Below are 15,917 nucleotides of genomic sequence, written 5' to 3'. Positions count from 1 at the left end.
TTTCCGCGCAGCATGAGCCAAAAATCCCAAGGATTTCAGCGGGCATTCTTTCGCAGCCTCGATTGATTCACACGCTCTGACCTTTCCGGAACCCTCCATGACCGACCTTTCCTGGCTGACCGCGCGGCCGATCGCTCATCGCGGCTATCACGACATGAACCGGACGCGCTGGGAGAACACGCTCGCCGCCTTCGATGCGGCGATCGCGAAGAACTTCGCCATCGAGTGCGACGTCCACCTGAGTGCCGACGGCGTGCCGGTCGTCTTCCACGACGACGACCTGCTGCGCCTCGCCGGCCAGGACGGCTACGTCTGGCAGCGCACCGCGGCCGAGATGGGCGCACTGTCGATCGGCGGCACGGGCGACCACGCGCCCACCTTGACGGAGATGCTCGGCCGCGTCGCCGGCCGCGTCCCGCTGGTCGTCGAGCTGAAGGGCGTCCCCGGCCATGACGACGGGCTGGTGGCGAAAGTGGCGGACCTGCTGCGCGCCTACGACGGACCGGCCGCCATCATGTCCTTCGACCACTGGCTGATCCGCCGGTTCCCGACCGAGGCCGCCGGCATCCCCGCGGGGCTGACGGCCTATGGCCAGAAGCAGAGCGAGATCGAGGCGCATTTCTCGATGCTCGGCAACGGCATCTCCTTCGTCTCCTACGGCGTCTTCGACCTGCCCAACCCGTTCATCCGCTTCGTTCGCGAAAAGCTCGCCATGCCGGTCATCACCTGGACGGTGCGCAAGCCTGCCGAGGTGGCCCAGACCGTGGCGGAAGCCGACCAGATGACCTTCGAAGGCTTCGACCCCGACGCGTGAGCGCGCACATGCTGCATCGCGAAGGCTGCGCCTTGCAACGCGGCGCGCCGGCCATATCTTGGTCCGCATGAGGGCGTATGGGGCGGCGCAATGAGCAAGGGCGAGTTCGTCATTAAGGTCGTGCCGTCGCTGACCGGTTTTTCCCGCGACGACTGGAGCCGGCTCTCTGGCGCCGCGCGCGATGGTTTGGAAAAACCATACAACCCATTTGTTTCATGGGATTTTCTGTCCGCGCTGGAAGAAGCCGGCTGCGCCACCGCCCGCACCGGCTGGCAGGGGCAGCACCTGCGGCTCGAGGCGCCCGACGGCACGCTGCTGGGCGCCGTGCCGTGCTATCTCAAGTCGCACAGCCAGGGCGAATACGTCTTCGACCATGGCTGGGCCGACGCCTTCCAGCGCGCCGGCGGCGACTATTATCCCAAGCTCCAGACCGCCGTGCCCTTCACGCCCGCAACCGGGCCGCGCCTGCTGGTGGCCCAGGGTCAGGACGGTCCGGCGGTGCGCCAGGCGCTGGCCGCCGGTCTGAAGATGCTGGCCGACCGGCTGGGCGTCTCCTCCGCGCACGTCACCTTCGCCCCGGAGGAGGAGGTCGAGGTGCTGGAGGCGGCGGGCTTCCTGCACCGCAACGACCAGCAGTTCCACTTCTTCAATGAAGGCTACGCCTCCTACGAGGATTTTCTCGATACCCTCGCCTCGCGCAAGCGCAAGGCGCTCAGGAAGGAGCGCCGTGCCGCGCTCGACAACGACATCGCGATCGACCGGCTGACTGGCAGGGACCTGACGGAAGCCGTCTGGGATGAGTTCCACCGCTTCTACATGGACACAGGCAGCCGCAAATGGGGCCGGCCCTATCTCAACCGGCGCTTCTTCTCGCTGATCGGCGAGCGCATGGCCGACGACATCCTCTTGGTGATGGCCCGCCGCGGCGGCCGCTACATCGCCGGCGCGATCAACTTCATCGGCGCTGACACCCTGTTCGGCCGCAACTGGGGCTGCGTCGAGGACCACCCTTTCCTGCATTTCGAGGTCTGCTACCACCAGGCGATCGACTTCGCCATCGAGCGCGGGCTGAAGGTCGTCGAGGCCGGCGCCCAGGGCGAACACAAGCTCGCCCGCGGCTACCTCCCCGTCACCACCCATTCCGCCCACTACCTCGCCCATCCCGGCCTGCGCCGGGCCGTCGCCGACTACCTGGTGCGCGAGCGCGCCGAGGTGGCGGCGGTCGGCGAGTATCTCGAGGAGCGCGGACCGTACCGGAAAGGCGCGCGGCCGGACGAGGAGGAATGAGCGGCAACCGCGGGCTTAGCCTTGCCGCCAGCCACGTGAGGCTGAGTTGAAGACGAAAAGGACCGCCAAGGCCGACCTGCCCGTCAAGACCTGCGCCGCCTGCGGCCGGCCCTTTGCCTGGCGCAGGAAATGGCGCAAGGACTGGGACCAGGTGAAATATTGCTCGGATGCGTGCCGGCGGAAGCGGTCGTGAAACGTCCGACGTTCGATGTCGAGCGTCGCCGGATCAGAAGGTCCCGATGCCGGCCAGAACGCGTCCCGATCCCTGGTCTACCGGCCTGCCTTGTTTCGTCCGAGGGCCTTGCGCACCGGAGCTTGACGGGCCGGGTAACCTCGCCCGATTTTCGGGCCAGCGGTACCCGTCGCTGTGGAGGCTGCGGCGAGACGATCACGGATCTCGCCCGCGTCGCGGAGGGGCGCTCCGTGCTGGTCTGTCGATATCGACAGGTCCGCGCGGTCATCCAGGCCGACGATGGCCAGAGCGGTGGCGAGATCATCCGTATTCCCGATGTGCTCGGCGAGCACATGCACCATCTCGTCTCCGTCATGAGCGGCGAATCGGACACGCTGTCCGTTACCCACGCTTCCGATCATCAGGTCGAAAAAGTGATAGCGCCCCAGATCGTCCTCGCCATGCGCGACAGCCGACGGAACGGCCGTGGCAAGAGCCGATAGCGACCCGCGAACCGCGATGTGGCTGTGCCTGAGCGGGTGGTTCATGTCGGCAACATAGTCTTCATTTGCCATAGCGGCAACGATATCGGTTGCGAACCGGATCGATCGGCACGCAGGCGAAGCTGTCCTCCCCCTCCATCTTGTGGCGGACCCGCACGTCACCGCCATCTTCCGGCAAGTACCAGTATGCCCACGCGGGGTGCCCATTTCTGGCATGGGGGACGTCGGTGTTGAACTCGGTTCCCTGCTCGTCGGCAGCAAGGCCGCCGACATAGGCCACGGCGGCAGGCAGTCCTCCAAACGCGCCGCGGCCCCAAAGTTCGCGAGAGACGTTCTGTTGCACTGCAACCCTCACCGTTTGTGTCTTGCTGTTTGCTTTGCGATGGAACGAAGACACTTCGACGCTTTCTTGAACGATGTTATATCGGCTGACATTGGCATTGCTTGGTCGGTTTCGTCAATTTTCTGCTCTGTCTTTCCTCTGCGGATGCCGGCCATCCGCGATCCGCAGGAAACCGACCCGGTTCCATCGCATCTCCCCTTCCCCTCGGTTATTGTGCAGTGCAGCAACCATATTCACGAGACGACGTTTGACCTGCTGACGTCCGTTTCGGGCGATACAAAAAGGATGGATCCTTTGCGCAAGATTTCCGATACCATCGCGCGGCTCGCGGCGCTGAAGACGCTGCACGGACACCGCCACTCCAGCACCGGGAGCGCGCCAGACAGCCTTCCGCAGCTCACCGGCTTCGGCTCCAATCCCGGCGCGCTGAACGGTCGCTACCGCCTGCCGGCACAGCTCCGCGACGGCGCGCCGCTCGTGGTGGTGCTGCATGGCTGCACCCAGACTGCGGCCGCCTACGACCATCATTCGGGCTGGTCGCAGCTCGCCGAGGAGGCGGGCTTCGCCCTGCTCTATCCCGAGCAGCATCGCGGCAACAATCCCAACCTCTGCTTCAACTGGTTCCTGCCTGCCGACACGCGGCGCGACGCCGGCGAGGCGCTGTCGATCCGCCAGATGATCGACGCCATGGTGGCGCGGCACGGCATCGACGGCGACCGCATCTTCGTCACCGGCCTGTCGGCCGGCGGCGCTATGGCCGCAACCATGCTCGCCACCCATCCGGAAGTCTTCGCCGGCGGTGCCATCATCGCCGGCCTCGCCCACGGCTCGGCGCGGACGGTGCCGGAAGCCTTCGACCGGATGCGCGGCCACGGGCTGCCGTCCGAGGCGACGCTGCAGAAGCTGCTGCGCGATGCCTCCGATCACCGGGGGACGTGGCCGAAGATCTCCATCTGGCAGGGCACGGCCGACCAGACCGTCGCCGCCACCAACGCCCAGGCCCTCGCCGCCCAGTGGCGCGGCGTGCATGGCCTCGACGAAGAGCCGACGTTCTCCCGCGCGTCGGGCGCATTGGCAAAGCACGTCTGGAGCGACATTGAGGGCGACGCCGTGCTCGAGATCAACATGATCGCCGGCATGGGCCACGGCACGCCGCTCGCACCCGGTCTCGGCGCGCCCGGACCCTTCATGCTCGACGTGGGCGTCTCCTCGACCCGCGCGATCGCCGATTTCTGGGGCATTGCGCAGGCCAGGACCGACAGCCGCACGGCGTCCGCCCAGCCCCGTTCCGTCGTGCCCTACGATGCCCGCCCGGACGCGCGCGAACAGTCCCGGCAGGCGCGGTCCGAGGCGGACACGCCGCCCGCCTCGTCCTCTGCGGGCGCTTCCGGGATCCAGAAGACCATCGAGGACGCGCTGCGGGCTGCCGGCCTGATGCGCTGAGCGCGGGCCGCTCTAAGGCGTGCGGCGGTTGACGCCGCCGCCCGGAGGGACGAAACATCCCCGGCAACGATCCACCCGCACGAGGCCCGTGATGACCCAGCCCTATGACGACCAGAACGTCTTCGCCAAGATCCTGCGCGGCGAGATGCCGTGCTTCAGGCTCTACGAGGATGCCGACACGCTGGCCTTCATGGACATCATGCCGCGCGCCGACGGCCACTGCCTGGTGATCCCGAAGAAGGCCGCCCGCAACATTCTCGACGTCGACGCCGACAGCATGGCGGCGGTGATGCGCACGGTGCAGAAGCTGTCGCACGCCGTCATGACCGCCTTTGCCGCCGACGGCGTAACGATCCAGCAGTTCAACGAGAGCGCCGGCGGCCAGGTCGTCTTCCACCTCCACGTCCACGTCCTGCCGCGCCACGCCGGCGTTTCGCTGCGGCCGCACACCGGCGAGATGGCCGACAAGGCAGTGCTGGAGGCCAATGCGCAGAAGATCAGGGACGCCCTGGGCTGAGCCGCGCAGCTGCGCGAAGGACGCGCGCCGTCACCCCAGCGCGAACCAGCCGCCGATGAACACCGCCTCGGCCACCGCGATGCCCGCCAGCACGCGCCTGCCGATCAGGAGATAGGCGGCGAAGCCGGCCACGGCCGCGCCGAGGCGGAGCGCCAGCGGCGACGCGGCCAGCGCGCCGCCGGGAAAGAAGATCAGGTTGGCGATGACGGCGGCCACCAGCGCGGTCGCCACCGCGCGCACCAGCACCAGCAGGTCGGACTCCTCCGACAGCCGCCCGCCGAGATAGACGCCGAGGAAGCGCCAGCTGTCGGTGGCGAGCCACCCCGCCACCAGGATGAACAGGAACGGCCACCACCAGGCGTCGATCGCGTCGAAACTCATGGCGCGGCCCTCCGCCGGGCGTAGCGATGCCAGCCATAGGCGGCGAACCCGCCGATCAGGCCCGCGGCCAGCAGGTCGAAGCCCGGCAGCAGGATGTGGAACACCGGTCCGAGCCCCAGACCCAGCACCATCGCCACATGCGCCGCGCGCTCCCGGGCCGATCCCCACAGCGAGGTCAGGAAGTACATCGGCGTCAGCAGGAACAGGGCCGCCGAGGCCACCGGCGGCAGCTGCTCTGCCAGCATGTAGACCACCGCCACCACGATCATGTTGTTGAGGACCAGCATGCCGCCGAGCCCGGCGTAGAACGTGGTGCGCATGTCGGGCGGCACGTCGCGGAAGCGCTCCAGCGCCAGCACCCAGCTCGTCACCGCAACGAAGTGCGACAGGAGGTAGAGCACCCAGGGCCGCGTCTTTTCCGTGCGCATCTCCGGCACCAGCGCCACCACCATCGGCATCAGCCGGATCGAGGACAGCGCCACGGCGAAGGCGGCGGCGAAGATCGAGGCCTTCGACAGGATCGCGCCGATCAGCACCACCTTGGCCGGCAGCGCCCAGACGACGCCCACCATGAACACGGTCTCGACCACGGTCAGGCCGGTCTCCTTGGCAAGGCCGGCAAAGCCGATGAAGGCGGAGACGAGGATCAGGCCGGGAACCGAATAGGCGGCCGCGACGCCGCGCAGGAACCACCGCCGCGCGGAGCCTGGGTCACCCGGCGCAGTCTGCGGATGGTTCCTGGACATGTCCGGCGCTTAGCACAACCGCGCGGACCTGACGACGCCAGCCGGCCCGAAGCCGTTGCGCCAGTTGCGCCCCGGCCGCCCGGCCCGCGCATGCGAAGGGCCCGGAACCTTGCGGTCCCGGGCCCTTGATCTTCCGAAGCGACGGCGCCTGAGCGTCAGCTCTTGCGCGGCAGCTGCGGCACGAGGCTGCGCTTCGGCGGCTCGTTGTCCTTCGGTGGCGTCTTGCCCTTCGGCTTAGCCGTCGCGACCTTGGCCTGCTTGACGCGCTTGACCTTCGGCTTGCGAACGGTCTCGCCCTCCGGCTCTTCCTTCTTCGGCCGCACCGGCGTTTCGTCGGCGATGGTGTCGAGCTTCAGGCCGGTTGCGCCGCTGTCCTTGGTCTCGACAGTCACGCGCACGGTGCCGCCCTTCTTGAGCTTGCCGAACAGCACTTCCTCGGCCAGCGGCTTCTTGATGTGCTCCTGGATGACGCGGCCGAGCGGCCGTGCCCCCATGCGCTCGTCATAGCCCTTCTCCGCCAGCCAGGCGATCGCCTCGGGAGACAGGTCGAAGGTGACGCCACGCTCGGAAAGCTGCGCTTCCAGCTGCATGACGAACTTCTGCACGACCTGATGCACCACCGGCACCGGCAGCGAGCCGAACGGGATGATCGCGTCGAGGCGGTTGCGGAACTCCGGCGTGAACAGGCGGTTGATCGCCTCCACGTCGTCGCCCTCGCGCTTCGACGAACCGAAGCCGATCGCCGCGCGCTGCGCATCGGCCGCGCCCGCATTGGTCGTCATGATCAGGATGACGTTGCGGAAGTCGATCTGCTTGCCGTTGTGATCGGTCAGCTTGCCGTGGTCCATCACCTGCAACAGGATGTTGAACAGGTCCGGATGCGCCTTCTCCACCTCGTCGAGCAGCAGCACGCAGTGCGGATGCTGGTCGACGCCGTCGGTCAGGAGACCGCCCTGGTCGAAGCCGACATAGCCGGGAGGCGCGCCGATCAGCCGCGAAACCGTGTGCCTCTCCATGTATTCCGACATGTCGAAGCGCAGCAGCTCGACGCCGAGCGAGGCGGCCAGCTGCTTGGCGACCTCGGTCTTGCCGACGCCCGTCGGGCCCGAGAACAGGTAGGAGCCGATCGGCTTCTCCGGTTCGCGAAGCCCGGCGCGGGCGAGCTTGATGGCCGACGCGAGCGCGGTGATCGCCGTGTCCTGGCCGTAGACGACGCTGCGCAGTTCCTGCTCCAGCGTGGCCAGCACCTTCTCGTCGTCCGCCGACACGGTCTTCGGCGGAATGCGGGCCATCGTGGCGATGGTCGCCTCGATCTCCTTCACGCCGATCGTCTTCTTGCGCTTGTTCTCCGGCAGCAGCATCTGCGAGGCCCCGGTCTCGTCGATCACGTCGATCGCCTTGTCCGGCAGCTTGCGGTCGTTGATGTAGCGTGACGACAGCTCCACCGCCGCCTTGATGGCGTCGTTGGTGAACTTCACCTTGTGGAAGTCCTCGTAATAGGGCTTCAGCCCCTTCATGATCTCGATCGCATCGTCGAGCGACGGCTCGTTGACATCGATCTTCTGGAAGCGCCGCACCAGCGCGCGGTCCTTCTCGAAGAACTGCCGGAACTCCTTGTAGGTGGTCGAGCCGATGCAGCGGATAGCGCCCGACGACAGCGCCGGCTTCAGCAGGTTCGACGCGTCCATCGCGCCGCCCGACGTCGCACCCGCGCCGATCACCGTGTGGATCTCGTCGATGAACAGCACCGCGCCCGGATAGTCCTCGAGCTCCTTGACAACCTGCTTCAGCCGCTCCTCGAAATCGCCGCGATAGCGGGTGCCGGCGAGCAGCGTGCCCATGTCGAGCGCAAAGATCGTGGCGTTGAGCAGCACGCCCGGCACGTCGCCCTCGACGATGCGCTTGGCCAGCCCCTCGGCGATCGCGGTCTTGCCGACGCCCGGATCACCCACGTAGAGCGGGTTGTTCTTGGAGCGGCGGCACAGCACCTGGATGGTGCGGTTGATCTCGTTGGCGCGGCCGATCAGCGGATCGATCTTGCCGGACTTGGCCTTGGCATTCAGATTGACGCAGTAGGCCGTCAGTGCGTCCTGCTGCTTCTTCTTCACGCCTTCCTCCGGTTCCGCTCCGGGCTGACCGGGCTGGTCCTCCTCGGCTCCGCGCGGTGCGCGCGTCTCGGTGGCGCCGGGACGCTTTGCGATGCCGTGCGAGATGTAGTTCACCGCGTCGTAGCGGGTCATCTGCTGTTCCTGCAGGAAGTAGGCGGCGTGGCTCTCGCGCTCGGCGAAGATCGCCACCAGCACGTTGGCGCCGGACACTTCCTCGCGGCCGGACGACTGGACGTGGATCACCGCGCGCTGGATGACGCGCTGGAAGCCGGCGGTCGGCTTGGAATCCTCGTCGTAGCCGGTAACCAGATTGTCGAGCTCGGTGTCGATGTAGTTGACCACCGTCTTCTTGAGTTCGTCCAGGTCGACATTGCAGGCGCGCATGACGGCGGCCGCGTCGGTGTCGTCGATCAGCGACAGCAGGAGATGTTCGAGCGTCGCGTATTCGTGGTGTCGCTCGTTCGCGAAGGTCAGCGCCTGGTGAAGGGCGCGTTCCAGGCCTTGGGAGAAAGCCGGCATTCAGTACCTCACTTTTTCTCCATCACGCATTGCAGGGGATGCTGATGCTGACGGGCAAAATCCATGACTTGCGACACTTTCGTCTCGGCGACCTCGAACGTGTAGACGCCGCATTCGCCCACGCCGTGGTTATGGACGTGGAGCATGATCCGGGTCGCCGCCTCTCTGTCCTTCTGGAAGAACCGTTCCAGGATGTGAACGACGAACTCCATGGGGGTGTAGTCGTCGTTGAGGATCAGGACGCGATAGAGGCTGGGCTTCTTGGTCTTGGGCTTGGTCCGCGTGATGACGGCCGTGCCACGCCCGGGTGTGTTGGACCTGTCGTCGTTGCCCTGCATTCGCCCTGGCTGGTTTCGCATGGCATGCCCACCCGTCTTCAAGTCCTGCCTTCCCGTGTCCCGGTCACTCGGAGAGTCTTCTCAATGTAGGCGATCATCGACAGATTTTAAGGCCTTCTTTCGTGCTGACAATATGGCGCGCCAGCGGCACCCCGGATTTTTCGGCGGCGCCGGAGGCCGCACCCGTCGACTAACGAAAATGCCCGGCTGCGGTTGCGCAGCCGGGCCTGTCTAGCGCGCGGCGGCGCGCCTGTCCCGTCAATTCCGGCTGAAGCGCCTCATCTGGCCCTGGAGAGCACGGATTCGAAGGGTTTGAACGCATCGCGCGACATGTCGGCCATGAGCTCGCTCATCCGCGTCGCTTCGGTCACGAACGATTCGTAGGAGCTCCGCGCGAAATCTGCCTGCACCTCGATCACCTTGTCGAGAGATTTCGAAGCGAGCAGCTTCTCGAGGGTGGCGCTGCCGGTCTCGGCCGTCCTGCGGGTGTATTCGGTCGCCTCGGCGGCGATCGCCTGCGCGCCTTTCGAGACGGCCGCCACGCTCTTCAGGCTGGTGTCGACGAGTTCCTTGCCGAGCTTGTTCATGTCCCCGAGCGAATTGACCATGCACTGTGCCTTTCGGATGGATGGGTCCGCGCGATCCGGTGACCGCACTGCGGCAAAATTAGGATGCACCGCACAAAGCGTCAAGCAGAGCGCCGCTGGCGCGGGTTGCGAGCCCGGCACAGCCTCGCTACATGGGCGCCATGAAGATCAAGGACGCCGATATACTGATCATCCCCGGCTACACCAATTCGGGGCCGGACCACTGGCAGAGCCGGTGGGAGAAGAAGCTGTCGACCGCGCGCCGGGTCGAGCAGGCCGAGTGGTCGAAGCCGGTGCGCGAGGACTGGACGGCGGCGGTGGCAAGGGCCGCCAACGCGGCGGAGAAGCCGCTGGTGCTGATAGCCCATTCGCTGGGCATCCCGACCGCCATCCACGCGCTGCCCGCCATCGAGCGGAAGATCGCCGGGGCCTTCCTCGTCGCGCCGCCGGACGTCGCCAATCCGAAGATCAGGCCGCGCCACCTGATGACCTTCGGCCCCTACCCGCGCGATCCGCTGCCCTTCCCCTCGATCCTCGTCGCCAGCCGCAACGACGAGTTCTGCGATTTCGACGTCGCCGAGGACATCGCCGCCGCCTGGGGCTCGGTGTTGCTCGACGCCGGCGAGGCGGGCCACATCAATGCCGAGGCGGGTTTCGGTCCCTGGCCCGAAGGGACGATGGTGTTCGCGCAGTTCCTGACGCGCCTGCAGGGCTGAAGCCGGCGCGACGGCCCCGCATGAAAAAAACGGCGGCCGATACGGCCGCCGTTTTCTGTTTCCATGCGATCCGCCGCGGACGTTCAGCCGACGAAGGCGCGCTCCACCACGAAGTCGGCCGGCGCGGCGTTGGAGCCTTCCACGAGACCCGCCTCCTCGACCAGCTTCGAGACATCGCGGATCATGTCGATCGAGCCGCAGATCATCACCCGGTCGGTCCGGGGATCGAAGGCGTCGAAGCCCAGGTCCGCAAACAGCTTGCCCGATGCGATCAGGTCGGTGATGCGGCCCATCCGGGGCGACGCGTCGCGCGTCGTCGTGGCGTAGTAGGTCAGCCGGCCCGTGGTCAGTTCGCCGATCAGCGGATCCTCGGAGACGGCCGCCACCAGCTGGTCGCCATAGTGCAGTTCGGCCAGGCCGCGGCAGGTGTTGGTCAGCACCACCTGCTCGAACTTGTCGTAGGTCTCGGGATCGCGGATCAGGCTGGCGAAGGGCGCGATGCCGGTGCCGGTGGCGATCATCCACAGCCGCTTGCCGGGCTTCAGCGCGTCGAGCACCAGCGTGCCGGTCGACTTCTGGCGCAGCAGGATCGTGTCGCCCGGCACGATCTTCTGCAGTTCCGAGGTCAGCGGGCCGTTCGGCACCTTGATCGAATAGAACTCCAGTTCCTCGTCCCAGGCGGGGCTGGCGATCGAATAGGCGCGATAGACCGGCTTCTCCGCATTGGGCAGCCCGATCATCACGAACTCGCCGGAGCGGAAGCGGAAGCTCTGCGGCCGGGTGATGCGGAACGAGAACAAGCGGTCGGTGTAGTGCGTCACCGAAACGACGGTCTCGGCATGCACGTTGGCCGGGATCGGGAAGCGAAGCGGCGCTGCATTTTCGTTGGCGGGAACCGCGGTCATCGGCTCAACTCCGTCGGTCTGATGTTTCGCGCGGGGCTCCATAGCACGAAGCGGCGGTGGATTCCCATGGGTGAAAAAGCGGATGCGGAACCTCGCTCTTGCTCCCGCGAATTATTAGTATACAAATGATTTTCGGGTCAAGGCGCACGGGTAGTCTCCCATTCCAAACTGCGTCCTCCCCTGAGGTCTTGGTTGCGGGATTCGGGCATGGACGAGAAAAACGGCGCAGCCTCCGAGAGCGTCGTCGCCGGGGTGGACGTCGGCGGGACCTTCACCGACCTGATCCTGATCGACGGACGCGGTGGCGGCAAGGTCCGTCTCGCCAAGACGCCGACCACGCTCGACAACCAGGCCTTCGGCGTCATCGCCGCGCTCGAAGCGACCGGCTTTCCGATTCCCGACATCGACCTCCTCGTCCACGGCACGACCACCACCACCAACGCGGTGCTCGAACGGCGCCTCGCCCGCACCGGCATGATCACGACCGCCGGCTTCCGCGACGTGATCGAACTGGGCCGGCGCACGCGCCCCCAAGCTTATGGCATGACCGGCGTTTTCGTTCCCTTGATCCAGCGCAATCTCCGGCTGGAAGTCGACGAGCGGCTGGAGGCGTCGGGCGCGGTGCGCGTCCCGCTCGACGAGGACGGCGTGCGCGCAGCGGTGCGGCAGCTCGCCGAGGCGGGCTGCGAATCGCTGGTCATCCACTTCCTGCACGCCTACGCCAATCCCGCGCACGAGCTGCGCGCCGCAGCGATCGCCGCCGAGCTCTGGCCGAACGACCACATCACCATGGGCCACGCACTGCTCTCGGAGGCGCGCGAGTTCGAGCGCGGCGTCACCGCCGCCGTCAACGCCTCGGTGCAGCCGATCCTGAAGCGCTATGTCGAGCGCCTGCGCCACGAACTGCAGTCGCGCGGCTACCGGCGCGAGTTCCTGATCATGAACGGCAATGGCGGCATGATCTCGGCCGCCCTCGTCACCCGCGAGGCCGCCAAGACGGTGATGTCGGGCCCGGCCTCGGGCGTCATGGCCGCCGCCTATACCGGGCGCCGCGCCGGCTTCGACAACCTCGTCACCTACGACATGGGCGGCACCTCCACCGACGTCGCGCTGATCCGCGGCGCGCGGCCGGCGGTCTCCAACGAGATCGAGATCGAATATGCCATGCCGATCCACGTGCCGATGGTCGACGTCCACACCGTCGGCGCCGGCGGCGGCTCGATCGCCCGCGTCGACGATGCCGGCCTGCTCCAGGTCGGCCCCGAGAGCGCTGGCGCTTCTCCCGGCCCGATCTGCTACGGCCGCGGCGGCACCGAGCCCACCATCTCCGACGCCAACCTGCTGCTCGGGCGGCTGAACGCGAAAAAGCTCCTGTCGGTGGCGAACGCTGCCAGCGTCGAGACGATCGGCGCGATCTTCGAAGACAGGCTCGGCCGTCCGCTCGGCGTCGGCGCGGTCGAGGCGGCGGGCGCGGTCCTGACCATCGCCAACATGAAGATGGCCGGCGCCATCCGCATGGTCTCGATCGCCCGCGGCAACGACCCGCGCGACTTCGCCCTCTTCGCCTTCGGCGGCGCCGGTCCGCTGCATGCCGCAGCGCTGGCCCGCGAGCTCGGCATCCCCAGGGTGATCATTCCGGCGCGGCCGGGCATCACCAATGCGCTCGGCTGCGTGGTGGCCGACCTTCGCCACGATTTCGTCCGCACCGTCAACCAGCCGGTCGCCGGCCTCGACGAGACGGCCATGCAGGCGATCCTCGCCGCCCAGTCGGCCGACGGCATGGCGCTGATCGACGCCGAAATGGTCAGGCCCCAGAGCGTGCAGGTGCTGCATTCCGCCGACATGCAGTTCGTCGGCCAGACCCATCTCCTCAACGTTCCCCTGCCCTCCGCGGCGGTCGACCGCGCCACGCTGCAGGCGCTGTTCGAAAAGGCCTATTTCGCCCGCTTCAGGGTCGAACTGCCGGAGATCCGCGCCAATCTCGTCAATCTCAACACCTCCGTCATCGGCCTGCGCGCGCCGCTCGACCTGTCGACCCTGATCGACCCCGCCGGCCGCGCCGCGACCCTCGACGGCGCGCTGAACGAGGTCCGCCCGGTCTGGTTCGATGGCCGCTGGATCGACACGCCGGTCTATGCCCGCGAACGCCTGCCGCTCGACGCAGCGTTCGACGGCCCGGCGATCCTCGAGCAGATGGACGCCACCACCGTGCTGCCGCCGGGCGACAGCCTGGCAGGCGACGCCGACGGCAACCTCATCGTCACGATCGGAGGCGCAGCCGCATGACGAAGCCCCTCGACGCCATCACGCTCTCGGTCATCCAGGCAGCGCTCGCCCAGGTCTGCGACGAGATGGATCTGACCTTCTCGCGTGCCGCCTTCTCCCCCGTCATCGCCGAGGCCAACGACCGCTCCGACGGCATCTATTCCGCCGAGGACGGCTCGCTCATCGCGCAGGGCATCGGCGGCCTGCCGGTCTTCGTCGGCGTCATGCAGTATTCCACCCGCACCATCATCGAGATGATCGCCGACGGCCGCTGCCAGCCGCCCGAGGAAGGCGACATCTACATCGTCAACGACCCCTATCTCGGCGGCACCCACCTGATGGACGTGCGCTTCGCCATGCCGGTCTGGCGCGGCGGAAAGATCTTCTGCTGGCTCTCCAACACCGGCCACTGGCCCGACATCGGCGGCTCGGTGCCGGGCGGCTTCTCGGCCTCTGCCACCGCCGTCGAGCAGGAGGGCCTGCGCCTGCCGCCGGTCAAGCTGTTCAAGCGCGGAAAACTCGATCCCGAGATCCACGCCATCATCGCGTCGAACATCCGCATCGCCGACCAGCGCATCGGCGACATCAAGGCCCAGGCCGCCGCCCTGATGGTCGGCGCCGAGCGGCTCGCCGGCATCCTCGACCGCTACGGCGACGAAACCATCACCGAAGCGATCGCCGAACTGCGCCGCCGCGCCGCCGACCAGATGCGCGCCCGCATCGCCGAGATCCCCGACGGCACCTGGCGCTCGACCGCCTTCGTCGATTCCGACGGCGTCGTGAACGAGCCGCTGACCATCGCGCTCGCCATCGAGAAGTCCGGCGACACGCTGACCTTCGACTTTTCCGGTTCCAGCGCGCCCTGCACCGGGCCGATGAACTCGGTGCTCGCCACCACGCTGTCGTCCGTCTACCTGGCGATCCGCCACATCTTCCCCGACGTGCCGATCAGCGCCGGCGCCTTCGAGCCGCTGATCGTGAAGCGGCCGGAGGGCACCTTCCTCGACGCCCGCTACCCGCGCCCGGTCTCCGGCTGCGCGGCCGAAGTCTCGCAGCGCATCGCCGAGGCCGTCTTCTCCGCCATGGTCCAGGCCGTGCCAGACAAGGTGACGGCCGCACCCGCCGGCTCCTCCGGCAACTTCGCGCTCGGCGGCTTCGATCCGGCGCGCGGCCGCGGCTTCGTGCTCTACCAGCTTTCCGGCGGCGGCTATGGCGGCAATGCGAGGCACGACGGCCTGACCAACGGCTGCTCCACCATCGGCATCTCCAAGTCGCCGCCGATCGAGGTCATGGAACAGGCCTACCCGATCCTCTACCGCCATTATGCGCTGCGCGAGGGCTCGGGCGGCGCGGGCGAGCACCGCGGCGGCTTCGGCCTCTCCTACGAGATCGAGCTGCTGAGAGGGGAGGCCCGCGCGTCCTTCGTCATGGACCACGGCCGCTTCGGCCCGCAGGGCGCGCTCGGCGGCGAGGACGGCGCGGTCAACACCGTCACCGTCTGGCGCGACGGCGTCCCCCACGTGCCCGCCCACCTTTCCAAGGAGCAGGACATCCCGATGAAGCCCGGCGACCGCGTCAGCGTCGGCACCCCCGGCGGCGGCGGCTACGGCGACCCGGCCCGGCGCGACCCGGCCCTGATCCGCCGCGACGTGGCGATGGGGTATTATACCGCCGAGCAGGCAGCAGAAAGATTCGGCCCCCGCTAACGCCGACGCCCACCTCCAACCCCACTGCATGGGATTGAGGACAAGCTGCCGGCAGCACTGCCGCCCATCCTCCAGCCCCACGCAGTGGGGGGAAGGTGCAGAGCGAAGCGACGCGGAGGGGGGACCCCGCCGCACCGATGCTCACGCCTTTCAGCCCAGCCACGACCGGCATGGCTGCAACGACGGTAAATCCCTGCGGCCTCGACCGGCCTCGGCTGCATCATGCCAAACGCCACCCGCCGCATCGCCCCCTCCGCCGCTGCGCGCCATCCTCCGCATCCCGCCGCCGCCGCTACGCGACCCCACCCCCCCGCAAGCCCCCCCCTCCGTCGTCGCTGCGCGACGCCACCTCCCCCCACTCCGTGGGGTTGGAGGATAAGCTCCGGCAGCGCTGCCGCCCATCCTCCAACCCCACGCAGTGGGGGGGACTCCTGTACCCTTTTCCTGCGGTTTCTGGATGCACGCCGTGGGTCGCGCGAAGTGAAGCGGAGCGGAACGGAGCGTGACCCACGGGCGACGGCCCGAATCGGCGTAGCTTTCCCGAACCGAGCCGATCCGTCGGGAGCG

General features: G+C 67.6%; 16 protein-coding genes. 8 read left to right on the top strand and 8 right to left on the bottom strand.

Going from position 1 to position 15,917, the window contains the following annotated elements; genetic code table 11:
- Nucleotides 1-97: 97 nt before the first annotated feature.
- The 3 genes from N1F91_RS16220 to N1F91_RS16210 all read left to right on the top strand — a co-directional run bounded on the left by N1F91_RS16220 (nt 98) and on the right by N1F91_RS16210 (nt 2,294).
- Nucleotides 98-814, top strand: a complete 717-nt coding sequence (locus N1F91_RS16220; RefSeq protein ID WP_289993862.1) for a glycerophosphodiester phosphodiesterase — start codon at nt 98-100, stop codon at nt 812-814.
- 90 nt (nt 815-904) lie between these two features.
- Nucleotides 905-2,101: a GNAT family N-acetyltransferase gene (locus tag N1F91_RS16215; RefSeq protein WP_289993861.1), complete on the top strand. Its 1,197-nt coding sequence runs from the start codon at nt 905-907 to the stop codon at nt 2,099-2,101.
- 46 nt (nt 2,102-2,147) lie between these two features.
- Nucleotides 2,148-2,294 carry a DUF2256 domain-containing protein gene (locus tag N1F91_RS16210; RefSeq protein WP_289993860.1) on the top strand — a complete coding sequence of 49 codons (147 nt, stop codon included), beginning with the start codon at nt 2,148-2,150 and terminating at the stop codon, nt 2,292-2,294.
- 77 nt (nt 2,295-2,371) lie between these two features.
- On the opposite strand, the gene N1F91_RS16205 is transcribed toward N1F91_RS16210, so the two are convergent.
- Together N1F91_RS16205 and N1F91_RS16200 are read right to left on the bottom strand one after the other, a co-directional pair.
- Nucleotides 2,372-2,821 (bottom strand): hypothetical protein, encoded by a 450-nt coding sequence (locus N1F91_RS16205; RefSeq protein ID WP_289993856.1) that lies wholly within the window; start codon nt 2,819-2,821, stop codon nt 2,372-2,374.
- Between the two features lie 16 nt (nt 2,822-2,837).
- Entirely contained in the window at nt 2,838-3,119 is a 282-nt protein-coding gene (locus N1F91_RS16200; RefSeq protein WP_289993855.1) for a hypothetical protein, read from the bottom strand.
- 294 nt (nt 3,120-3,413) lie between these two features.
- Between N1F91_RS16200 and N1F91_RS16195 the strand changes: the two genes are divergently transcribed.
- Nucleotides 3,414-4,562 carry a PHB depolymerase family esterase gene (locus N1F91_RS16195; RefSeq protein WP_289993854.1) on the top strand — a complete coding sequence of 383 codons (1,149 nt, stop codon included), beginning with the start codon at nt 3,414-3,416 and terminating at the stop codon, nt 4,560-4,562.
- 91 nt (nt 4,563-4,653) lie between these two features.
- The gene (locus N1F91_RS16190; RefSeq protein ID WP_289993853.1) at nt 4,654-5,079 is read left to right on the top strand and encodes an HIT family protein; all 426 of its coding nucleotides are present in this window, start codon (nt 4,654-4,656) and stop codon (nt 5,077-5,079) included.
- A 30-nt stretch (nt 5,080-5,109) separates the two neighbouring features.
- Here the strand turns inward: N1F91_RS16190 and N1F91_RS16185 are convergent, their stop codons facing one another.
- From N1F91_RS16185 to N1F91_RS16165, 5 genes are all read right to left on the bottom strand, one after another.
- Nucleotides 5,110-5,460, bottom strand: coding sequence for an AzlD domain-containing protein (locus tag N1F91_RS16185; RefSeq protein ID WP_289993852.1), 351 nt, complete (start codon nt 5,458-5,460; stop codon nt 5,110-5,112).
- Nucleotides 5,457-6,206 carry an AzlC family ABC transporter permease gene (locus N1F91_RS16180; RefSeq protein ID WP_289993851.1) on the bottom strand — a complete coding sequence of 250 codons (750 nt, stop codon included), beginning with the start codon at nt 6,204-6,206 and terminating at the stop codon, nt 5,457-5,459. The genes N1F91_RS16185 and N1F91_RS16180 overlap by 4 nt, the downstream gene beginning before the upstream one ends.
- Nucleotides 6,207-6,361: 155 nt before the next feature.
- Nucleotides 6,362-8,833, bottom strand: coding sequence for an ATP-dependent Clp protease ATP-binding subunit ClpA (clpA, locus tag N1F91_RS16175; RefSeq protein WP_289993850.1), 2,472 nt, complete (start codon nt 8,831-8,833; stop codon nt 6,362-6,364).
- 8 nt (nt 8,834-8,841) lie between these two features.
- Nucleotides 8,842-9,192, bottom strand: coding sequence for an ATP-dependent Clp protease adapter ClpS (gene clpS, locus N1F91_RS16170; RefSeq protein WP_289994030.1), 351 nt, complete (start codon nt 9,190-9,192; stop codon nt 8,842-8,844).
- 257 nt (nt 9,193-9,449) lie between these two features.
- Complete coding sequence (locus N1F91_RS16165; RefSeq protein WP_289993849.1) at nt 9,450-9,779, bottom strand: phasin family protein; 330 nt, start codon at nt 9,777-9,779, stop codon at nt 9,450-9,452.
- A 140-nt stretch (nt 9,780-9,919) separates the two neighbouring features.
- On the opposite strand from N1F91_RS16165, the gene N1F91_RS16160 reads away from it, so the two are divergent.
- Nucleotides 9,920-10,474 carry an alpha/beta hydrolase gene (locus N1F91_RS16160; protein WP_289993848.1) on the top strand — a complete coding sequence of 185 codons (555 nt, stop codon included), beginning with the start codon at nt 9,920-9,922 and terminating at the stop codon, nt 10,472-10,474.
- Nucleotides 10,475-10,557: 83 nt separating this feature from the next.
- On the opposite strand, the gene N1F91_RS16155 is transcribed toward N1F91_RS16160, so the two are convergent.
- Nucleotides 10,558-11,379, bottom strand: a complete 822-nt coding sequence (locus N1F91_RS16155; protein WP_289993846.1) for a ferredoxin--NADP reductase — start codon at nt 11,377-11,379, stop codon at nt 10,558-10,560.
- A 207-nt stretch (nt 11,380-11,586) separates the two neighbouring features.
- Here N1F91_RS16155 and N1F91_RS16150 point away from each other — a divergent pair, with 207 nt between their 5' ends.
- Nucleotides 11,587-13,665, top strand: coding sequence for a hydantoinase/oxoprolinase family protein (locus tag N1F91_RS16150; protein WP_289993844.1), 2,079 nt, complete (start codon nt 11,587-11,589; stop codon nt 13,663-13,665).
- Entirely contained in the window at nt 13,662-15,350 is a 1,689-nt protein-coding gene (locus N1F91_RS16145; RefSeq protein ID WP_289993843.1) for a hydantoinase B/oxoprolinase family protein, read from the top strand. The genes N1F91_RS16150 and N1F91_RS16145 overlap by 4 nt, the downstream gene beginning before the upstream one ends.
- The last annotated feature ends 567 nt before the right edge of the window (nt 15,351-15,917 follow it).

The sequence above is a fragment of the Aquibium sp. ELW1220 genome (assembly GCF_030398385.1).
In the GTDB taxonomy this organism is placed as follows: Bacteria; Pseudomonadota; Alphaproteobacteria; order Rhizobiales; family Rhizobiaceae; genus Aquibium.
Note: the sequence above shows the minus strand (reverse complement) of the source record. Positions and strands in the feature narration are given on the sequence as shown.

Excerpts from the sequence above, each read along its gene's own strand:
- N1F91_RS16220 (WP_289993862.1), top strand. The coding sequence starts at position 98 with ATGACCGACCTTTCCTGGCTGACCGCGCGGCCGATCGCTCATCGCGGC.
- N1F91_RS16215 (WP_289993861.1), top strand. The coding sequence starts at position 905 with ATGAGCAAGGGCGAGTTCGTCATTAAGGTCGTGCCGTCGCTGACCGGT.
- N1F91_RS16205 (WP_289993856.1), bottom strand. The coding sequence starts at position 2,821 with ATGAACCACCCGCTCAGGCACAGCCACATCGCGGTTCGCGGGTCGCTA.
- N1F91_RS16190 (WP_289993853.1), top strand. The coding sequence starts at position 4,654 with ATGACCCAGCCCTATGACGACCAGAACGTCTTCGCCAAGATCCTGCGC.
- N1F91_RS16185 (WP_289993852.1), bottom strand. The coding sequence starts at position 5,460 with ATGAGTTTCGACGCGATCGACGCCTGGTGGTGGCCGTTCCTGTTCATC.
- N1F91_RS16180 (WP_289993851.1), bottom strand. The coding sequence starts at position 6,206 with ATGTCCAGGAACCATCCGCAGACTGCGCCGGGTGACCCAGGCTCCGCG.
- clpA (WP_289993850.1), bottom strand. The coding sequence starts at position 8,833 with ATGCCGGCTTTCTCCCAAGGCCTGGAACGCGCCCTTCACCAGGCGCTG.
- clpS (WP_289994030.1), bottom strand. The coding sequence starts at position 9,192 with ATGCGAAACCAGCCAGGGCGAATGCAGGGCAACGACGACAGGTCCAAC.
- N1F91_RS16165 (WP_289993849.1), bottom strand. The coding sequence starts at position 9,779 with ATGGTCAATTCGCTCGGGGACATGAACAAGCTCGGCAAGGAACTCGTC.
- N1F91_RS16160 (WP_289993848.1), top strand. The coding sequence starts at position 9,920 with ATGAAGATCAAGGACGCCGATATACTGATCATCCCCGGCTACACCAAT.
- N1F91_RS16155 (WP_289993846.1), bottom strand. The coding sequence starts at position 11,379 with ATGACCGCGGTTCCCGCCAACGAAAATGCAGCGCCGCTTCGCTTCCCG.
- N1F91_RS16150 (WP_289993844.1), top strand. The coding sequence starts at position 11,587 with ATGGACGAGAAAAACGGCGCAGCCTCCGAGAGCGTCGTCGCCGGGGTG.
- N1F91_RS16145 (WP_289993843.1), top strand. The coding sequence starts at position 13,662 with ATGACGAAGCCCCTCGACGCCATCACGCTCTCGGTCATCCAGGCAGCG.